The sequence below is a fragment of the Thermoanaerobacter kivui genome (genome assembly GCF_000763575.1).
Lineage (GTDB): Bacteria > Bacillota > Thermoanaerobacteria > Thermoanaerobacterales > Thermoanaerobacteraceae > Thermoanaerobacter > Thermoanaerobacter kivui.
In genome coordinates this window covers 219817-239771 of the sequence record NZ_CP009170.1, presented here as the reverse complement: position 1 = coordinate 239771, position 19955 = coordinate 219817, and the positions used below count along the sequence as shown (strand labels likewise).

Sequence of the window (19955 nt, the reverse complement as noted above, 5' to 3'; positions counted from 1 at the left end):
CCCAGTTTAGTTGCTGGGTTTTTTTGCTTTTGTATTTGCTAATTTTACTATAGAACGCAAATATTTAATTACATTCACATTGGTATTGTAAATAAAACTTCTTACTAAAGGCTTTTTAATCATTTCTACTATTCTATCGTAATCTTCATTTTTCATATTGTCTACCGCAATTCTAAAATCTGAAAACATATTAACTTTTTTCATTATTTTATTCACCATCTTTTCATAGTTGTATCCGTGTACTATTGACTCTGCCGCATAAACTGCACTTTCTATAGAATTTAAAAGACCAAATCCTAAAAAAGGGTCTAAAAAACCTCCCGCATTCCCTATTAAATATATATTGTCTATTTGGTGCCTATCTGCTATGCCTACGTCTAGTTCTGTCTCAAAAGTTTCAATTATCTCATAATTTAATTTCTCTTGGTATAAAAAAGTCTGCCACATATCCTCAAGTTCTTCTTTTTGCGTATATGTAGATACAAGAATTATCGATGCTTTATTTTGATTAAACGGTACAAGATAACCAAAGCCTGACCTTGCATATCTAGTATTAAACCATATGCATACAGTATTAGGCTCAAATTCTCCTAATGCAATACCTCCTTTAACCTTTGATGAAACTGTATTTTTAAACTCTGTAAGCTGCTTTGCTATAATGTTATTTCCAGTAGCAATTACCACATAATCATAGGATTTTGCCAATTCTCTGTAATCAGGATTTGCATTAAAATTTATCTTTGAGTTTACATTATTCGCTAATTGATTCTCAATACTTTCTTCTCCTTGACCCCTTTGCAATATGTAACCAAGATTGCCCTTAATGGTCGCTGTATTATTTGGCGAATTCATAATTACAGTATTTACCTTGCTCAAGGGTTCAATAAAAATACCATATTGATTTTTTATAAATTCAAGAGGGTCTTTTACAGGCCTATGGATGATTTGCAACAGCAATTCCCCGAAAGAATAGAGGCTGCCAATTGTATGTTTTCTTTCATAAATATCACAATGTATTCCCAATTTTTCAAGAGTATAAGCACAACATAGACCTGACATTCCTGCCCCAATTATCGCTACTTTCATTTTTTATACCCTCTTTCTGTGTTCATAAGGCTTGTTATGTAATTTGTTTACAGTATATTTCATGATGATAGAACCATATTTTATTACATTAAAATTACTGTCATAGACAAGCTTTTTTATAGGTGGAAAAGTGAGAATTTTTATAAGCCTATCTATTTTATCATTATCCAGAAGGTCAAGAGCTTTTCTAAATTCCAGCATTTTTATATTAGCATTTGACAAAAAACTAATTTCTTTTTCAAAGTCAATTCCTGATGCTATGCTTTTAGCAGCAACAACACCACTTACAATAGAGTTAAAAGTTCCAAACCCTAAAAAGGGCTCTATTGCTCCTCCTGCATTTCCAACAAAAAGCAGGTTTTCATAACGGTGGGGAAAGCAATTGCCTGAATCGTGCTGTAAATCTACCATATTGACAATGTCTACCTTCATTTTTTCCACTTTCAAAAATGTATCCCAATAATATTGTAACTCTTCTTTTGAAATATAAGGCACTATCATAGCCAACACAGCTCTTTTTTCATTGTAAGGCATGAGATATACATATCCACTTTTAGTGTAAAGTGTGTTTATCCACATTATAAGGGTTTTTGTATCAAAATTCCCTAAAACTTCCGCAACCCTTACCCATGTAGTAACTAATTCCTGCCAACAACCCAATTCTTTAGGAATTTGAGAATTGCCTGTAGCGATAATAACGTAGTCATATTCATTTTTTAATTTTTTGTAATCCGCATCCACATTAAAATTAATCGGCATATTCAATTTTTTGTACAATTGATTTTCAATTGAATTTTCTCCTTGCCCTCTAAGTAACATATATCCAAGATGAGAATCTATTACAGAAGATTTAACAGTCGGTCCTTTCATGACTATTTTTTCTATTACATCAATTGGCTTAATGTCTATTCCATAAACATTTTTAAGATGATGAAGAGGGTCTTTTACAGGCCTATTTATCACTTTTAATAGTCCACCTACATGATTAAATAATTCTCCTATTTTACACTTTTTTTCAAAAATATCTGGTTTAATACCATACCTTTCAAAAGTTATTGCAGCACTTAATCCCGAAACTCCAGCACCAATAATAGCTACTTTCATTTTAGCTCATCTCCGGCCTATTTAAAACTGTATTATTGGGTATAGAGGGCTTTGACTCCATACTCTCAATGTTTATTTGGAGAAGAGAAATAAACCTCATAACATCATCTCTCATTTGATTAAACAACTGTCTAACATAAGGATTGGTTATGTTAACAACACTTTCGTTATAAAACGCCTGAATATTGACCAAATTTTTCAACAAATCTTGAAGCATGTCTAAAGGCTCTTGAGACATGTTCTTTTTGGAAAGCGAACTAATATGCATAGTTTTTTGGGCTTTTATTATATCTTCTTTGTGATTTTTTACCATTATTTCAATTTGTTTTAACAATGCTTTTGTTTGATTGTCTAACATCTCTTTGCTGTACTCTTTAACTTTATCAAGCAAGATTTTTTCTAAATTTTGAGCTTCAACAAAAGCACTTAGTATAATCTCCTGTTGTGTTATTTTTTGCATAACCATCACATCCTAAAAAATCATCATTTTAATTATTATCTTTTCACACTGTGACTTTTTATATACAAAAAAAGAGGGTTTCCCCTCTTATATATCAAGCTCTTGTGTTACTCTACTGATAACTTCGGCCGATCTTTTAAAAGCAGCAATTTCTTCCTCTGAAAGTGGCAATTCAAGTATATTCACGATTCCATTTCGTCCGACAACGGACGGAAGGCTCAAAGCCACATCTGTAACACCATATTGCCCGGTTAACGGAGATGATACAGTTAAAATAGAATTTTCATCTCTGAAAATAGCTTCCACAATTCTTCTTACTGCAAGAGCAACCGCATAATATGTCGCACCTTTTTTGTCTATTATCGTATATGCAGCCCTTACAACATTATTAAAAATCTCCTCTCTAAAGTTTTTTTCACATGCTTTTCCACATAAATTGCAATAATTGTCAATTGGTACACCTGCTATATTTGTAATACTCCAAGCTGCAAGCTCAGAATCGCCATGTTCTCCAATTATATATCCGTGTATATTCCTCGGATCTATGTTACAATGTTTGCTTAAAAGATATCTAAATCTCGCACTGTCGAGAACTGTGCCAGAACCCAATACTCTTCCGTATGGCAATCCAGATATTTTATAGGTAACGTATGTAAGAATATCTACTGGATTTGTAACTATAAGATATATTGCTGTGTCATTTACTTTAATAAGTTTTGCTACAATGTCTTTAAAAATCATTGTATTTCTCTTCACTAAGTCAAGTCTGGTTTCTCCCGGCTTTTGTGCTGCTCCCGCTGTAATAATTATTATGTCAGAACCTTCAGCATCACTATAATCTCCCGCGTACACTTCAACTGGACTAATAAACGGTACACCATGGCTTATATCAAGAGCATCACCTTTTGCTTTATCTTTATTAATATCTATTAATACAATGGTTTTAGCAATCCCACTCAAAGCCAGTGTATATGCAGTAGTAGCACCGACAAATCCAGAGCCTATTACAGATATCTTGCTCATAATATCTTCTCCTTTTCAATATTAATTTTCCATTAATAAAAGTTTATCAAACTTTAAAAATAGTCAAGTTTATTTTTCCTCTTAGAATTTAAGATATTCAACGTTTAAAATAATTTCTCTGTGGAATATTAAGAAAGAGGTGATATTTTATGGGGGACATCCAAGAAATCAAGCAATTAATGGAACAACTTGCAAAAAGCGAAAAAGATAAAGAATTGGCAAGTAAAAAAATGCAAGAAGTGCTTGAAAAATCTATATCAGAAATCAAAAGTATATTGCTCGCAATAAAAAAATATATTGGAATGGAAAATATAAAACTTAGAAGTTATACTGGAAAAACTTTTGAAACAGGAGAAGGCATAATCATATACGACAAAAGCATTGAGGAAAAAATAATTTTAAAACCTGACAACATTTTTTATCACTACAAAATAGAAAATGACGAACTAATTGCAAATCCAATACCAGACCTTGAAATACACAATTACATGAGTTATGATACACTTTTTGAGAGCGTAAAAAATTCCCTCAAAAAATGCATACAAAAAAACGAAGAAGATATACGGATATACAAAAGCACCATGCTTAAAATAGACAAATACAACAAAGAACTTGAAGAGATATTATCTTTAAAAAATTCTATAACTAACGCAATAGATTCTGACAAACTCTGATATGAAGATATCGGAGTTTTTTGTTTGTAACCATTTTGTAATAAAAACTTAATAATTTCTTAATAAATTTTAATATTTTAAATGGTATATTATTTATATGAGCACATAAAAAGTGAAATGAAGGTAAGAGCAGTACGTCTTTTTATTGGAGAGGATGTGGAAGAATGAGAGGAAAGATACTTCAGACATTATCACTTATGCTCGTATTCATATCAATGGGACTCATGATTTCAATGCAGTTTAAAACTGTGCAAGGAGAAGGTAAACCTTCAGTGTCTATTTCTGCAGCAAATCATGCAAGGCTGGAAGAACTTATTCAACAACTTAAAAAAGCAGAAGAAGAAAAAACAGCTTTGGAACAACAATTAGAAGAACTTAACAAGAGGTTTAAAGAATACGAAGATTCAGCCTCAAAAAGCGATGCTGCTTTAAAAAACCTACAACAGGACGTGGAAAAATACAAAGTTCTAGCTGGACTAACAGATATGAAAGGACCCGGAATAATAGTAACAGTAAATGATAGTGATATTCAACCCAGAAATGGTGAAGACCCTAATTTGTATTTGGTACATGATGAAGATTTGTTAAAAATCGTCAATGAATTAAGAGCTGGTGGTGCTGAAGCCATTTCAATAAACGACCAAAGGATAATAGCTATATCTGAGATAAGATGTGTAGGACCTACAATAAACATCAACTCTACAAGATATGCTCCCCCTTACGTAATAAAGGCAATAGGAAATCCTGAAACATTACAGGCTGCTCTTAATTTAAAAGGTGGAATAGTGGATACATTGAAATTTTATGGAATAAAAATAGACATACAAACTTCAAATAACATAGTAGTTCCTAAGTACAGCGACCCAATCCGCTTTTTTTACGCAAAGCCCGTAAACCAATAAAGCCTCTTACCTTCTTTTATATATTAAGACAGGTTTGGTTATTCGCTAAACCTGTCTTTGATTTTTTTAATAATTTTATTTTCCGCAATGATATAATAGCAAAACAGCTTTCCTGCTATTGAAGGCTTTGCCGCAACAAATCTCATGTTCTTCTTTTTTAAAGAATTCCAATTTTTTTTATACCTTTCATCCCCTCTTAAAAAATCAAACACACTGTCTCCTTCTTCAATAGATTGTTTTATAGCAAGTCCAAGAGTTATTGTCCCCACGCTTCTTTTGCTGTAATCAAGGTCATAACCACTTATATAGTAATACCTCTTACCACCTACATGATAACTTAAAAGGCTGGCAACTGTCTTCCTGCCGTCTTTTAATTCAAAAAGACTTAAAGCGCCTTTTAAAAGCATAGCTCGTGCCACATCCTTGTGGAATTCCCTCATTCTTTTTGAATAAAAAGCACCTGGCATGTGCCTTTCTCGCCATCGCCTTTGGTGAAGAACAATTAAATTGTCCATAGCCTCATCAAGTCCATCTATATCTTTTACACAAGAAAACATCCCATCGTACTCTTTAAAAAATCTCCTCGTTTCATAATTGAGATTTCTCCTGAATTTGCCTTCTAAGCTATTCAAATATTCCTCCCAGCTTTGAGGCAACTCCACATAAGGGCATATATCTTCAACGTCATAATCGTAATAAAGATTGCTACCCATGATAAAAGGGAAAAACTCACTCTTTTCAGGAATATGCTCTAAATCCAAAACTGTAAAAGCATCTATATGCCTTTCCAAAAAACTTACAAGGCTTGTATAAAATTGATTTTCATATCCTCGCCTCACAATAAAATCAAGATAATCGCTGTTGTTGGAACCTATAAACTTTATCCTTTTTGCCAAAAGTCCCTTTTCAAAATAAGTTATCATAAAAGGCGCAATACCAATAGGAGTGCTTTCCTCATAAATCACCAATATCCATAATTTTTTCCCATAACCAAAATATTTCCACCAATTAAGCACCCACTCAAAAGTATTAAAAGGATAAATATCCGAAACGGTTTCTAATTCATGCCATATATCCTCAATATCTAAAAGTTCGGAAACTCCTGTTATCACATTAATAATTACGTTAGATACCTTTCTTTCATCCAAAGGACTACCCTCCAAACAAAATATAAAAATATCATAAAGCCTACCGTGGAAACAAAATACACCCACGGCGGCTGATTTTTCGCAAAAAAGTCTATTTTAATCAATTGCATAGCAGCAAGATAAGACACTACTGCCCAAAAAGTAGACCATATAAAATCAGCAATAGCAGAAAATATCACATACACAGTAAAATTCATACGGGTTATACCTGAAGCCCAAATAGCCGGCGTCCTTGGAAGACCTACAAGCCTGCCCAACAAAACAGTAAATCCTCCATATTTAGCAAACCATTTATCCATGGCTTCAAGGTCTTTTACCGTTATTTTTAAATATTTGCCGTATTTTTCGACAAAAGGCCTACCTTTATAATACCCTACTAAGTAGGCTATTATATTGCCGGCGACATTTCCTGCAGCAGCAATAACTATCACATAAAAAAGGTTCATTTCCCCCTTTGAAACCAAATACGCTGCAGCGAAAAATAATATTTCCACCGGTCCCGGCGTTCCAGTTCCTTCAATCATAAGCCCTATAAAAAGTGCTATATATCCATAGTTTATTATCGCATTATAAAGAAACGTTTGACCTTCCATAAATACACCATCCAACATTTTTTCCAGTTATATTATAACATAAAAAAACAAAGCAGAACAATACAAGTATAGCGTCCTGCTTTTGCATTTTCATTTTTTATACTTATCTATCACATCTTTGTACATATCATAAGTTTTTTGGGCTATACTTTCCCAGCTAAACATCTCCTCAACGCGCCTTCTGCCATTTTCCCCAAACTTTATTGCCAATTCTTTGTTATTTAAAAGTATATTTATATATTTTGCCAATTCTTCTGGACTTCCTGGTTCCACAAGAAATCCTGTCTCATCATGTATCACAACTTCTTTAATTCCTCCTGTAGCACTTGCGACAACAGGAGTCTTACAAGCCATTGCTTCTAAGTTTATTATGCCAAAAGGCTCATAAACCGAAGGGCATGCAAAAACTTCCGCATTGCTGTATAACTCTATTATCTCGTCTTTTTCCAACATTTTATTAATCCAAATAATATTGTCATGGCCCTTTACCTTTTGTTCCACTTCCTCCAATACCTCTTGAGTATCAGGAGAACTAGCACACAAAACTACTTTTATGTCCTTAGGCAAATACTTAACAGCATCTATTAAATGGGTAATACCCTTTTGCCTTGAAATTCTACCTACAAAAAGAATATATTTCCCCTCAATTCCGTATTTTTTTCGCGCCACATTTTCATCTGTCTTTTGATACTGATTTAAATCAATACCGTTGTAAATCACTTCAATCTTTTCTTCCGGAATGTCGTAACATTTCAAGATATCCTCTTTTGACCCTTTAGAAACAGCTATAACTCTATCAGCAGCTTCTATGCCCGTTTTTTCCATCCACGAGCTTAATTTATATCCGTTTCCCAACTGCTCCTCTTTCCAGAGTCTTAAAGGTTCAAGACTGTGAATTGTAACTACCAATGGCTTATCGTACAATTTCTTCGCTAAAAAACCTGCCATAAAAGTATACCAGGTATGGCAGTGGAGTATATCAGAATCTATTTCGTCTTTTATCATTGCCAAGTCTATAGAAAAAGGTCCTAATACTTTTTGATACCTTGCATCGGAATTTTCTTTTAACTTATCCCATTCCTTATATCCGCGAACTCTGAGATTATTTTCGGTGTAATTTTGGTCTCCAAAGCACCTTACATCAACTTCCATCAATTTGGACAATTCCTTGGTAAGATAATCTACATGCACCCCTGCTCCACCGTAAATATTAGGAGGATATTCATTTGTAAAAATCGTCACTTTTAAATTATCCATAATTTACCTCCAATCTTTCTTTTTAAAATTTTAAATCCTTAATGCACTCTAATATGCCTTTCAAAGGTATTTTAAACCACAAAGGCCTATTGTTCACTTCATAAAGCCCTTCAAACAATGCTTTATCCAACTTAAAAAGCGCAAGAGCCGCATCAAAACTTTCATCCTCTGGTATAATGTCTGGTGCCTCTTTTCGTACTAAATTCACATAGCTTTCTATGAAATTTTGTGTTACAACTTCTGCCCAAAAAGAAAGTAATCTTTCTATCCTTTCATTTTCTAATGTTCCGCTTTGTTGCAAGTAATTAAAATATGCAGCACATGCAGCATAGCTAAAGGAACGCACCATTCCAGCTACATCTTTTAAAGGAGATATTTTTTTCTTTCTAATCTCAATCGGCTTTGTCGGTTCTCCTTCAAAATCTATTATCACGTATCCATTTTCAGTTTTTAAAATTTGCTCCAAATGCAAATCACCATGACATCTCATGTATTTGCCAAAAACGCTGCTGTTTTCAAACTCTTGTAATTTCGCAGTTAAAAAATCTTGTTGCAGCACAATTTCTTTTATCATTGAATCTATCGGTTCCTCAAAATTTCCCGATTTCATAAAACTTAAAAGCCTGTAGAAATTGCTTCTTATGCTTTTCAAAAGGTCTTGGATGTCTGATGTGTTTGCATCTCTTTTCCCAAAATCTTCTTCATCAATCTGTGACAACTTAATATGCATGTCAGCAATTATTCCTGCAATATTTTTTACTTCTTCAATGTAATCGCTACAATAACTTTTTACATAGCCTTCATCTATATCTTCACAACCTGATAAGCGAGAGATTAATGAAGCCAAATAATCTTGAGTGTACTGCCACATATCCCCCATATTTTTAATATACTCCACAACTATTGCAACAGTGTGTTTTTTCCCCTCTTTGTCCTGATACAAAAAATAACCTCTTATATCTTGCACATTTTCAAAACCCATCCGCCTCAATTCAAGGGTCATTTCAAGGTCAGGGTTTATTCCTTTGACAAGCTTTCTATACGTCTTTATAATTTCATCTTTTTGCAAAAACGTGAGACTGTTACTGGATTTATTGCTCAACCGACGTGACTTGTAGATGTCTTCTTGTTTTAATCTGACAGCTATCAATTTAGCATCTGACTTAAAAGGTATTCTGCCTTCTTCTCGCAATATTTTATTTAAAAGCTTCACATACTCTATATCATCAACACCATCATATACAAAAGCTTTAAAATTTAATCCCTCTATGATGCTAATCAAATCATTATTAGTCAAATATTTCGTTATAATCAAAGGCAAATAGTACAAAGAAGTGCTTTCTTTTTTTGTATTCGGGTCTTTTACTACAAATGCTATTATAGCCGCAATTATAATTTTAGCCTCATATTGCAGTAATATCGCATAATCAAATAGATACTTTTCTAAAATAGTGTAGGCTTTTTCTTGAAACCATCTAAACTTTTTTAAAGTCTCATCATCCATACTTTTTACTATACTTTCCAATTTTGAAGGAATGTCTTCAAATTTGAGATTCTCATCGATATACATCCGACCACTTCTTTCAATAGAGTTTCATTCTATTTTTAAAACCGATGCCGCCATTTCTGGTGACATTGGATTTATATAGACTCCTGTCGCCAATTCAAACCCCGCTGCTGTCGTAAGCCTTGGCATTATTTCAATATGCCAATGATAATTTCGAATATCGGAAACCGGCAATGTATGGATGACGATGTTGTATGGAGGCATATTAAATTCTCCCTCATACTTTTCAATAATAGTTTTAAGCAGTTTAGTTAGACTTATAAGGTCCTCTTCACTTAACTTTTCAAAGCGCTCCTGATGTTCTTTAGGCATTATCCATGACTCATAAGCATATTGAGAAGCATACGGACTTATAGCAATAAATTTGTCATTTTCTGCTATTACCCTTATTCCTTCTCTTTTTTCGTATTCTATAATTTCACAATAAGGGCATTTACCATTCTTCTTAATATATTCCTGTGTCCCAAATACCTCTTTTTCTACAACATCTGGAATAAAAGAAGTAGCTATAATCTGCCAATGCCCGTGTTCTAAGGAAGCTCCTCCTCTTGCTCCAAAATTTTTGAACACCTGAATGTATTTTATTTTATCGTCTTGAGCAATTTTTTTATAACGCTCAATTATTGCCATAAAAACTTTTTGCATTTGCCCTAAAGATAAACTTCCAAAAGTTACATCGTGTTCTGGTGACTCTACTATCACTTCTGCTACACCATAGCCATATTCCGCTTTATAAAGGGATGGCACCTCAAAACTTTTTAAATCTCTATTCACAGCTGCAAATTTATTTTCAAAACCTCTCACTAACCAATTTCCTTTTTCATCCTTAATTTCAACTAAAGTAGGAGGAGTCATCTCTTCGTTTCCTGGGCAAAAAGGACAAGTATTATTTTTCTTTTCCTCATAGTTTACATTGAAATCATGAGGTCTTTTACCTCGCTCTGTAGCTATAATTACCCTTTTACCAGTTATAAGGTCATATCTTATTTCGGACATTTGTAAGACCTCTCCTATTCTTTTTAGTAAATGCAATCGAATGCATCGTCAGATTAAAAAAAGAATTTGATTAATTATGAAAATTAATCAAATCGGGGAGAAATGCTAAAACTTTTATGCAACCGAATGCATTCTACTATTATAATATACTTTTCCTTTAAAATTGTCAATGTTTTTTTAAAGATTACTGCTTCATTTTTTAATAATTTCTCCTCATGAAGGAAAAAATAAAATAAAAAACTGTTGACAAAAAGAAAAATTGATATTATAATAAAATTGAAATAAATACAAAATTAAATTTAATACAAATGAGGTGAGATAAATGGAACTAAAAGAACTGGTACTAAAAACTTTAAAAGAATCCTCTGAGCCTCTAAGACCAGGAGATATTGCTCAAAAAGCTAATTTAGACAAAAAAGAAGTAGACAAAGCTATAAAAGAGCTAAAAAAAGAGGACTTGATAATGTCTCCCAAAAGATGCTACTACGCAGCAAAATAATCATGAGAAAGAAGTAATGAAAATGACTTATACAATAGAGCAATTAAAAGATTATTTAAAGAGACATGATATAAAGCCTTCTACCATAAGGATAAAAGTATTAGAATACCTTTTAAACAATAGAATACACCCAACAGCTGATGACATTTATCAATACTTGATAAGCGAAATACCAACCCTTTCAAAAACCAGTGTTTACAACACATTGGAATTGTTTATGGAAAAAGGAGTTGTAAATGCTTTATCTTTGAAAGAAAAAGAATTGCGATATGATATAAACACTTACTTTCACGGACACTTTAAATGTGAGATATGTGGCAATGTATATGATTTTCCCGTATCAGAGGAAATTATAAATGTAGAAGAATTAAAAGGCTTTGTAATTAGAAATGTTGACATAAATGTTTATGGCATATGCAAAAAATGTAATGAGAAAAATAAGGAGGTTTAAAAATGGAGGAAATTAGAATGAAATTGTTAGGAGAAAAATTCCCATCTATGGAGGTAGTGACCACTCACGGAGTAAAGAGACTGCCTGAGGATTACGCGGGAAAATGGTTTGTGCTTTTTAGCCACCCAGCAGACTTTACACCAGTTTGCACAACAGAATTTGTAGAATTTGCAAGGAAAGCTAATGACTTTAAAGAATTAAACACTGAATTAATAGGTCTATCAGTTGACCAAGTTTTCTCCCACATAAAATGGGTAGAGTGGATAAAGGACAACACAAACATAGCTATTCCTTTCCCAGTCATAGCTGATGACTTAGGAAAAGTCTCTAACCAATTAGGAATGATTCATCCAGGCAAAGGCACCAATACTGTAAGAGCAGTATTTATAGTAGACGACAAAGGAACAATAAGACTTATAATGTATTATCCACAAGAAGTTGGAAGAAATGTAGATGAAATATTAAGAGCATTAAAAGCATTGCAAACAGCAGACCAATACGGGGTGGCACTCCCTGAGAAATGGCCAAACAACTACTTAATTAAAGACCATGTAATAGTCCCACCATCCACTGATGAAGCTTCTGCAAATGAAAGAAAAGAAAAGATTAAATCAAAAGAAATTGAAGCTTTTGACTGGTGGTTTGTACACAAGCCTTTGAAATAAGGTCACTTCATAAAATATCCCTTCTTTTCGACAAAGCGGGTCTTTTAATAGACCCGCTTTAGTTTGTTGACAAAGTCAAAAATTTTTAAAATAGGATATTTTGCATCGTCACTCCGATGTTCCAAAGCGACAAAACTAAACTCGACCTTCGGGTTCCGGCAGGGTACCGGGCACATTCGACATCCTTGTCTTAGTGCCCGCCTCCGCCATCCATGGCTACGGCCCTGCCTCCACCCTTGGTCTTGTTAAGTTTTGTTGCCGCTTTGTAACAAGTCGCACCGATTGCAAAATATCCTATTTTCCAAAGTTTGTCTACAGTCTAAAAGCAGGGTTTTTTAATAGACCCGCTTAAATTTATAAGCTTTTTACTGCTTTTTCTATTCTTCTTAAACCTTCTTCTAACGTAGCCTTTGGACAACCTACATTAAGCCTAAAAAATCCATCTCCTTCTTCTCCGTATTGCCTTCCATCATTTAATGCTACTTTACCTACTTCTATTAAAGCTTTGTATATCTCATCAGAAGTTTTATTTAATTTTTTAAAATTAAGCCAAAGTAAGTACGTGCCTTCTGGTCTATCTACTTCCACCTCAGGTATATTCTTATGGATATAATCTATAGCAAAATCTATATTATATTCAATATATTTTAGCAACTCTTCCAACCATTCTTCCCCTTTATTGTATGCCGTCTCTAATCCCAAAGCTCCAAAAATAGTTATATTATCTATTCTCAAGGCTTTAATAGCCTTTTGATATTTATTTCTTAAATCTGGATTTGGAATGATGGCAAATGCTGTAGCAAGTCCCGGAATATTAAAAGTTTTGCTGGGGGCCATAAGAGTTATAGTCCTTTGTTCTAATTCTTTGGAAATTGTCGCAAGAGGTGTATGTTTATAACCTTTTAGAATAAAATCACTGTGTATCTCATCGCATATAATTGTTAAATCATTTTTGACACATATATATCCTAATATTTCAAGTTCTTCTTTTGTCCACACCCTTCCGACAGGATTATGAGGATTGCAAAGTATCATTAATTTTGTTTCTTCATCTATTTTCTTTTCCAAATCTTCATAATCCATAACAAACTTTTTCCCATTATGTTTTAAAGGATTTTTATTTATAACTCTGTTATTATTGTTGATAACTTCATAAAATGGTGGATATACTGGCGGCTGTATTAAAACTTTTTCTCCTTCATTTGTCAATTCTCTAACTCCAATACTAAGCCCTGGAATCACTCCAGGAATAAATAAAATCCATTCTTTTTTTATATCCCAATTAAACCTTCTTTTGACCCAATTTATAATCGCATCGTAAAAAGAATCTTGTATCCATGTATATCCAAATACTCCATGTTGGACTCTTTCCTTAAATGCTTCTATAACTTCAGTAGGGGCTTTAAAATCCATATCCGCAACCCACATTGGCAAAATGTCTTCCTCACCAAAAGTCTCTTTTAAATTTCCCCATTTAATTGAATCTGTATTTCTCCTATCTACTATTTCATCAAAATTGTATTTCATATCAACTCTCCTACCTTTTAACTTAATGTCTACCACACACATATATTTTATCATGTTAAACTTTTTATTTCTATACTAAATTTCTTTGTTTAAAATATTTTGATACCATACTATAAATGAGAATAAATTATTAAAAATTTCAGGTATTATATGGTATAATGAGAACAAAAGAAATTTTTATGAATCATATTGGCGAGAGGGGATTACAAATGCAATATATTGATTTAAGAAGTGACACTGTAACAGTGCCCACTGAAGAAATGAGGGAAGCCATGTACAAGGCTGAAGTAGGTGATGACGTCTACGGCGAAGACCCTACAGTGAGAAAACTTGAAGAAATGGCAGCAGAAATGTTGGGAAAAGAAGCAGCAATGCTAGTAACAAGCGGTACACAAGGTAACCAAGTCTCAATAATGACTCACACTCATCCAGGAGAAGAAATTATTGTAGAAGAAAACTGCCATATCATAACTTATGAAGTTGGAGGAGTGGGATACCTTGCAGGCGTACAGACAAAAGCTTTGAAAAGCAACAAAGGTGTCTTAAATCCTGCCGATGTAGAAAAGGCCATAAGGCCAAAGGACATACATTACCCCGTCACAAGTCTTATCTGCCTTGAAAATACTCATAACAGAGCTGGTGGCACTGTAACTCCAATTGAAATTATGAAGGAAATATACGAAATAGCTCAAAAACACAATATACCTGTTCATTTAGATGGTGCGAGAATATTCAATGCCGCTACTTATCTTAAAGTAGATGTAAGAGAAATAGCCAAATATGCAGATAGTGTAATGTTTTGCCTCTCCAAAGGCTTATGCGCCCCTATTGGGTCGGTAGTCGTCGGCACAAAAGATTTCATTGAAAAAGCGAGGAAATACCGCAAAATGTTAGGTGGTGGAATGAGACAAGCAGGTTTTATTGCAGCTGCTGGCATTGTAGCACTTGAAAAAATGACAAAAAGGCTACAGGAAGACCATGACAATGCAAGATTTTTAGCAGAAGGATTAAAAAATATACCGGGAATAAACCTCGACCTGGAAACGGTACAAACAAATATAGTAATGACCGACATATCAAAAACAGGAATGACTGGCAAAGAATTTGCTCTAAAATTAAAAGAGCAGGGAATTTTAATAAATGGCGGAAATGATTTTGCAGTAAGATTTGTAACTCATTATTACATAAGTAAAAAAGACATTGAAAAAACTCTCGATGCAATTGAGAAAATTGTAAGACAGTTTTAGAGAGAAGGTATCCCCTTCTCTCTATGTATATTCTATTCTCACCTTACTCCCTTCTAAAGAAGCGGCAGGCGGTGTAACAATCAGTTTTACGGGTACCCTGTCCTTTAATTCTTCTACATGGCTTATTATGCCCACTACCATTTTGTCTTTTTTAAGCCTTTCTAAAGAGGTCATCACTATATCCAAAAGTTCCGCGTCAAGACTTCCAAAGCCTTCATCTAAGAAAAAGAATTCTAAAGGTGCTCTTCCCTTTAATTGTATATGAGAAGAAAGAGCCAAAGCCAAAGAAAGGGATGTCAAAAAAGTTTCACCGCCAGATAAAGTATCTACAGACCTTCTTACTCCGCCATTGAAGTCATCTCTCATTACAAAATTGTTGTCTGAATCAATCTCAAGAGCATACCTTCCCCTGCTTATTTCCTTAAGCCTTTTTGATGCAAAAAAGGTTATATATTTAAGCTGTCTTGCGGCAATAAAATCTACAAATTTATTTCCCTGAAAAAGATTGTCCAATTCATTTAATATATCCACTACACGCTCTAATTCCTTTTTCTGCTTCGTAAATTCTTCTACTTTTTGCAAATTCTCTTGCATATCTGAAATAGCCTTTTCTGTAGCGCCTATTTCCTTCCTTTTTTCGTTTAAGACCTGTTCCAACCCTTTAATGCTTTCTTCTAATTGATTCCATTCTTCTTCATTAATTTTCTGCCCCTTTAATATCTCCATCAGTCTGTCTATACTTTTGTTTACAGATACATATTCATTTTCAAAATTCTTAATTTCTTTCTCAATTTTTTTAATATTTTCACTGTCTAATAAATACTCCAAAGCCTCTTTTTTATCCTTAAATCCCTTTTCTAATAGAGCATTTTCTAATTTTTCACTTTGTTCCCTAAACATATTATTTAAAAGGTCCCGACTCTCAAGGGCAGATATCTTTTTACTCTCTATATTTTGTTTATCCTTTCTTGCCTTTTCTAAAGTTTCTTTTAAAACACTCTCCATTTTTGTAATTTTTTCTTTATTATACTGAATCTCTTTTAAATATTCTTCTATGTCTCTACCTTCTGATAAAGAATCAAACTCCTGCTGCCTCTCCCGAAGGTTTTTACTTTTTTCCTTACCTATTTCCTCTATCTGTCCTTTCCTTATTGAAAGAGCATTGAGATTGTTTGAAAGGGTTTCCTTTTTATTTGTCAATTCTTCAATCGTATTTTTAAAATTCTCTATTTCATTCCTCAGGCCTTCTATTTCCCTCTCTTTTTGATTTATCTCCTCCACTTTTTCTTTAAAATCTGAAATCCCCAATTCTTCCCTTGATATTCTTAACTGACCTTCTAATTCACTGTAAGTTATACTAATAGCCTCAAGAGAAGACTCAAACTCTTTCAAAAGGCTAATATCTTTATTTATACCTTCTTTTAATCTTGTATGTTCTAAATCTAAACTTGCTTTTTCCTCCTTTAATTTTTTAATTAAGGTCTCTAATTCTTCCTTACTCTTATTCCATTTTTCTAATTTTTCTTTCCACTGTATAAAATCAGACTCCATCTTATTTAATTCTTCTTCTAACTTTAAAAGGTTAATGTCTTTTAATATATCCCACAGTTTATCATATTCTTTTTTATACATCTCTTCTTTGACTTCTATTCCTGATAATTCACCTTTTAATTTAAAAAGCTTACTTTGATAGTCCATTATATCCTTTTCTAAGTTTGCCTTTATTTCCTGCTTTTCTTTTATTAAGTCTTCCTCTACCTTTTGTGCCAATCTTACATGATGAATCGAACCACAGACAGGACAGGGAACACCTTCTTTTAATCCCTCTGCCAGTTCACCTGCCATGTTGTTTTTTACAAGTTCCTCTATATCTTTTTTTACTTCTTCCAAACTATTATTCTTATTTTTTAATTTCTCTTCAATCTCTTTTATCTCATTATTTATTTCTTCTTTTATTTTTAAAATTTCTTTTAAATTATTTTCCGTCTCATTTTTTAACTTTTCTTTTTCTTTTAATTCTAAAATTTCTAATCTTTTTCTTTCTAAACTTTTTTGCAGGTCCAAAAGGTCTTCATTTGTGGGAGGCTTTTGCATTTCAAGATTTTTTATATTATTGTCAACCTCTTGTATTTCTTTTTCTTTTTGTTTCAATAAATTGTCTATTTTTTCAATATCTTTCTGCTGCTTACCTATTAGCTCTTTTAATTCTAAAGTTCTTTTCTCCTTTTCTTTTTTCTCTTTGTCTGCCCTTTCAAACTCTTTCTGAATCTCAAAAGCAGCAAAAATTTTTTCCCTTTTATTCGAATCAACTTTAATTTCATTAATTCTTTTTTCCTTCTCACTTAAGCTTTTTTTTGCTATATCTATAGAATCGGACAGGGCTTTTATTTCTCTTTCTATCCCATCTATCTGCTTTTTTAAATCTTTATACTCCTTTACAAGTTTCTCCCTTTCACTATTAATCTTTTTTATCTCATCTCTCAGTTTAAAAGCCCTTTTAAGCCTTTCTTCCTTTTCAATTATGAGAGGAATTTTTTCTTCCTTTTCTTTTAATGAAGCCTCATATTCTTTTTCTACCTTCTCAAGTAATTTTTCAGCCTCCTCCAACTCTTTAGAATACTTTTCCACATCCTTTTGATTTAAAATGAGTTTTTTCTCTGTCTCCACTAAAGAGTCTATATACGGTTTTACTGATAATGCCTTTTCCGCTTTTTTTAACTTTTCCTTTTTATCTTCTATTTCTTTTAACTTACGGTCTAAGACTTCCTTCTTATGCAAAAATTGATTTAATTCCTGCTGTTTTTCCCATATCCCTTTAAGTTTTTCCCTTTCTTTATCTAATTTATCCTTTTGTTCTTTTAAAGTTTTCTCTTCTTCTTTTAAAATCTCAAACTTTTTCTTTAAATCTTCCAATGCTTCTTTAGTAACACCTTCGTGCTGACTTAACTTCGCATTTACCTCATTCAATAAATTACTTTTTTCTCTCTTTACATCTCTTATTCTAACAAGTAATTTGCTTCCATACTTTTCTAAGCCAAAAATCCTCTCTAACATGTCCCTTCTTTCTTTGCCTGTTAGCTTTAAAAATTCACTAAATTTCCCTTGTGGAAGCACTACAGAACGAGTAAAATCCTCTGCTGTAAGTCCAATTAAATCCACTATTTTTTGCTGAACTTCCCTATCTTTTTCTGCCAAAACTCTTTCTCCACTTTCCCCTATTTCCCGCAGTCTTGCTAATGTAGTTTTATAACCGCCGCTTTTTGCGTCCCTTTTTACATTTCTCTCAACTATATACCTTTTTCTTGCCCCATCAACACCTATTTCAAACTGGTATGTCAAAGACATAGATGTAGATTGAGTATTTATAAAATCCTTGCTATTTCTGGGAATTTTTCCGTACATTGAAAGAGTAATTGCATCTATAATAGTGGATTTTCCACTTCCTGTGGGACCAAATATGCCAAAAAGTCCTTTTTCTGTTAGGACTTCAAAATCAATAATTTGTTCTTCTACAAAACTATTAAGCCCTGCAATTTTAAGCTTCAGAGGTCTCATCTTCCTCATCCTCTTCCTTTATTATACTCATAAAAAGTTCTAAAACCTCCTCTGTTGGAGGAACTTTGTTTTCCTTTAAATAAAATTCTTCAAAAAGTTCCTTTACACTTTTTTCATCTATCTCATAGTCTTCAATTTCCATTTCATCCTCTGGCAAAATTGGCTTTATTTCAACTATATCCGGTAATATGCTCTTCATTTCTTTTATCTTTGAAGAAGGCAGTGGAGACTCAGATTTAATCTCGAAATATGCCCATATATCTTTATCCCTGTATTCATTGCAAATCTCTAAAGCCTCCTCTATGCCATTACACCTAAACACTTCAATAGGCTTGTAATTTTTAAAATATATTTCCTTCACAAGTGCAGGTTCTCCTGCCTTTAAATCTACTAAATAAGCACATTTAGAATGGTTCATCTCACTTTTGCTGTACTGAAGAGGGGAACCAGAATAATAAGCAGGAAGAGTAGAAGAAATTCTCTGAGGTTTGTGAAGGTGTCCGAGAGCTATGTACTGCGCCTTTTGTGGCAGGTGCCTTATTTCTACTGTAAAACTTCCTCCTAACTGAATAGGCCTTTCTGAACCTGACTCCTCTCCTCCTGCAACAAAAATATGAGATACCGCAATGTTTATAGTATCTTCTCTGTATTTTTTCGAAAGGTCATTAAAAATTTCACCAACTCTTTCAGAGTAACTTTTCTGCCTTTTCTCTTCCTCCAATTCTGATGTAAAAATTTCATTTAGCCTTTTTTCACTGGGATAAGGAAGAGCTATAATTACAGCTTTTTCACCTTTTATCTCAATTTCTAAAAAACCTTCTCCCGAATCTAAAATTTTAAATTTCCCAAAGTCTCCTTTGGGCACAATACTTTTAGGAGTACCTAAAAGTATCACTCCGTGCTCATAAGCAAAGGGGCTTGCAGCTGAAAGTCTCTCTGGATTATCATGATTTCCTGCTATGACCAAAATCACTCTTTCCCCGTTGGAAAGTTTTTTTAAAGTTGTGTAAAAAAGCATTTCCGCCCTTGCAGGAGGGTTTGAAGAATCGTATATATCCCCGGCAATTATGACCAGGTCTACATTGTTTTCCTCCACCATCTGCACAAAATCCTCTAAAAATTTCTCCTGCTCTTCAATCCTTGAAAAATTTTCAAGGCTTTTTCCCAAATGCCAGTCTGAAGTATGTAAAATCCTCATTTT

18 protein-coding genes are annotated in these 19955 nt (G+C 33.2%); 6 read left to right on the top strand and 12 right to left on the bottom strand.

Annotated elements, in window-relative coordinates:
• Positions 1–6: 6 nt before the first annotated feature.
• From TKV_RS01150 to TKV_RS01135, 4 genes are all read right to left on the bottom strand, one after another.
• On the bottom strand, positions 7–1086 hold the full coding sequence (locus TKV_RS01150) for an NAD(P)/FAD-dependent oxidoreductase (protein ID WP_049684416.1): 1080 nt from the start codon (positions 1084–1086) through the stop codon (positions 7–9).
• Between the two features lie 3 nt (positions 1087–1089).
• On the bottom strand, positions 1090–2190 hold the full coding sequence (locus TKV_RS01145) for an FAD-dependent oxidoreductase (protein ID WP_049684415.1): 1101 nt from the start codon (positions 2188–2190) through the stop codon (positions 1090–1092).
• Between the two features lies 1 nt (position 2191).
• Complete coding sequence (locus TKV_RS01140) at positions 2192–2650, bottom strand: ferritin family protein (RefSeq protein ID WP_049684414.1); 459 nt, start codon at positions 2648–2650, stop codon at positions 2192–2194.
• 87 nt (positions 2651–2737) lie between these two features.
• The gene (locus TKV_RS01135) at positions 2738–3673 is read right to left on the bottom strand and encodes an L-lactate dehydrogenase (protein ID WP_049684413.1); all 936 of its coding nucleotides are present in this window, start codon (positions 3671–3673) and stop codon (positions 2738–2740) included.
• 149 nt (positions 3674–3822) lie between these two features.
• On the opposite strand from TKV_RS01135, the gene TKV_RS01130 reads away from it, so the two are divergent.
• Both TKV_RS01130 and TKV_RS01125 read left to right on the top strand, forming a co-directional pair.
• Positions 3823–4347 (top strand): hypothetical protein, encoded by a 525-nt coding sequence (locus TKV_RS01130; protein ID WP_049684412.1) that lies wholly within the window; start codon positions 3823–3825, stop codon positions 4345–4347.
• A 164-nt stretch (positions 4348–4511) separates the two neighbouring features.
• Entirely contained in the window at positions 4512–5249 is a 738-nt protein-coding gene (locus TKV_RS01125; RefSeq protein ID WP_049684411.1) for a DUF881 domain-containing protein, read from the top strand.
• Between the two features lie 38 nt (positions 5250–5287).
• On the opposite strand, the gene TKV_RS01120 is transcribed toward TKV_RS01125, so the two are convergent.
• From TKV_RS01120 to galT, 5 genes are all read right to left on the bottom strand, one after another.
• The gene (locus TKV_RS01120) at positions 5288–6397 is read right to left on the bottom strand and encodes a GNAT family N-acetyltransferase (RefSeq protein WP_049684410.1); all 1110 of its coding nucleotides are present in this window, start codon (positions 6395–6397) and stop codon (positions 5288–5290) included.
• Positions 6370–6990: a DedA family protein gene (locus tag TKV_RS01115; protein ID WP_049684409.1), complete on the bottom strand. Its 621-nt coding sequence runs from the start codon at positions 6988–6990 to the stop codon at positions 6370–6372. The genes TKV_RS01120 and TKV_RS01115 overlap by 28 nt, the downstream gene beginning before the upstream one ends.
• Positions 6991–7080: 90 nt before the next feature.
• On the bottom strand, positions 7081–8247 hold the full coding sequence (glgA, locus tag TKV_RS01110) for a glycogen synthase (protein WP_049684408.1): 1167 nt from the start codon (positions 8245–8247) through the stop codon (positions 7081–7083).
• 22 nt (positions 8248–8269) lie between these two features.
• Positions 8270–9817 (bottom strand): hypothetical protein, encoded by a 1548-nt coding sequence (locus tag TKV_RS01105; protein ID WP_049684407.1) that lies wholly within the window; start codon positions 9815–9817, stop codon positions 8270–8272.
• 24 nt (positions 9818–9841) lie between these two features.
• Positions 9842–10810 carry a galactose-1-phosphate uridylyltransferase gene (galT, locus tag TKV_RS01100; protein WP_049684406.1) on the bottom strand — a complete coding sequence of 323 codons (969 nt, stop codon included), beginning with the start codon at positions 10808–10810 and terminating at the stop codon, positions 9842–9844.
• A 322-nt stretch (positions 10811–11132) separates the two neighbouring features.
• On the opposite strand from galT, the gene TKV_RS01095 reads away from it, so the two are divergent.
• Genes TKV_RS01095 through TKV_RS01085 form a run of 3 tightly spaced genes read left to right on the top strand, consistent with a single transcriptional unit; the run spans position 11133 to position 12425 of the window.
• On the top strand, positions 11133–11309 hold the full coding sequence (locus tag TKV_RS01095) for a MarR family transcriptional regulator (protein ID WP_049684405.1): 177 nt from the start codon (positions 11133–11135) through the stop codon (positions 11307–11309).
• A gap of 16 nt (positions 11310–11325) precedes the next feature.
• Entirely contained in the window at positions 11326–11760 is a 435-nt protein-coding gene (locus TKV_RS01090) for a Fur family transcriptional regulator (RefSeq protein ID WP_049684404.1), read from the top strand.
• 2 nt (positions 11761–11762) lie between these two features.
• Positions 11763–12425, top strand: a complete 663-nt coding sequence (locus tag TKV_RS01085; protein WP_003869087.1) for a peroxiredoxin — start codon at positions 11763–11765, stop codon at positions 12423–12425.
• A gap of 354 nt (positions 12426–12779) precedes the next feature.
• Here TKV_RS01085 and TKV_RS01080 read toward each other — a convergent pair whose 3' ends face one another.
• On the bottom strand, positions 12780–14006 hold the full coding sequence (locus TKV_RS01080; RefSeq protein ID WP_236617294.1) for a MalY/PatB family protein: 1227 nt from the start codon (positions 14004–14006) through the stop codon (positions 12780–12782).
• A 155-nt stretch (positions 14007–14161) separates the two neighbouring features.
• On the opposite strand from TKV_RS01080, the gene ltaE reads away from it, so the two are divergent.
• A complete protein-coding gene (gene ltaE, locus TKV_RS01075; RefSeq protein ID WP_039929082.1) occupies positions 14162–15199 on the top strand; it encodes a low-specificity L-threonine aldolase in 1038 nt (345 codons plus the stop codon).
• A gap of 21 nt (positions 15200–15220) precedes the next feature.
• Here ltaE and TKV_RS01070 read toward each other — a convergent pair whose 3' ends face one another.
• Together TKV_RS01070 and TKV_RS01065 are read right to left on the bottom strand one after the other, a co-directional pair.
• On the bottom strand, positions 15221–18754 hold the full coding sequence (locus tag TKV_RS01070; RefSeq protein WP_049684402.1) for an AAA family ATPase: 3534 nt from the start codon (positions 18752–18754) through the stop codon (positions 15221–15223).
• Positions 18735–19952 (bottom strand): exonuclease SbcCD subunit D, encoded by a 1218-nt coding sequence (locus tag TKV_RS01065; protein WP_049684401.1) that lies wholly within the window; start codon positions 19950–19952, stop codon positions 18735–18737. Before TKV_RS01065 ends, TKV_RS01070 begins: the two co-directional genes overlap by 20 nt.
• Positions 19953–19955: the final 3 nt, after the last annotated feature.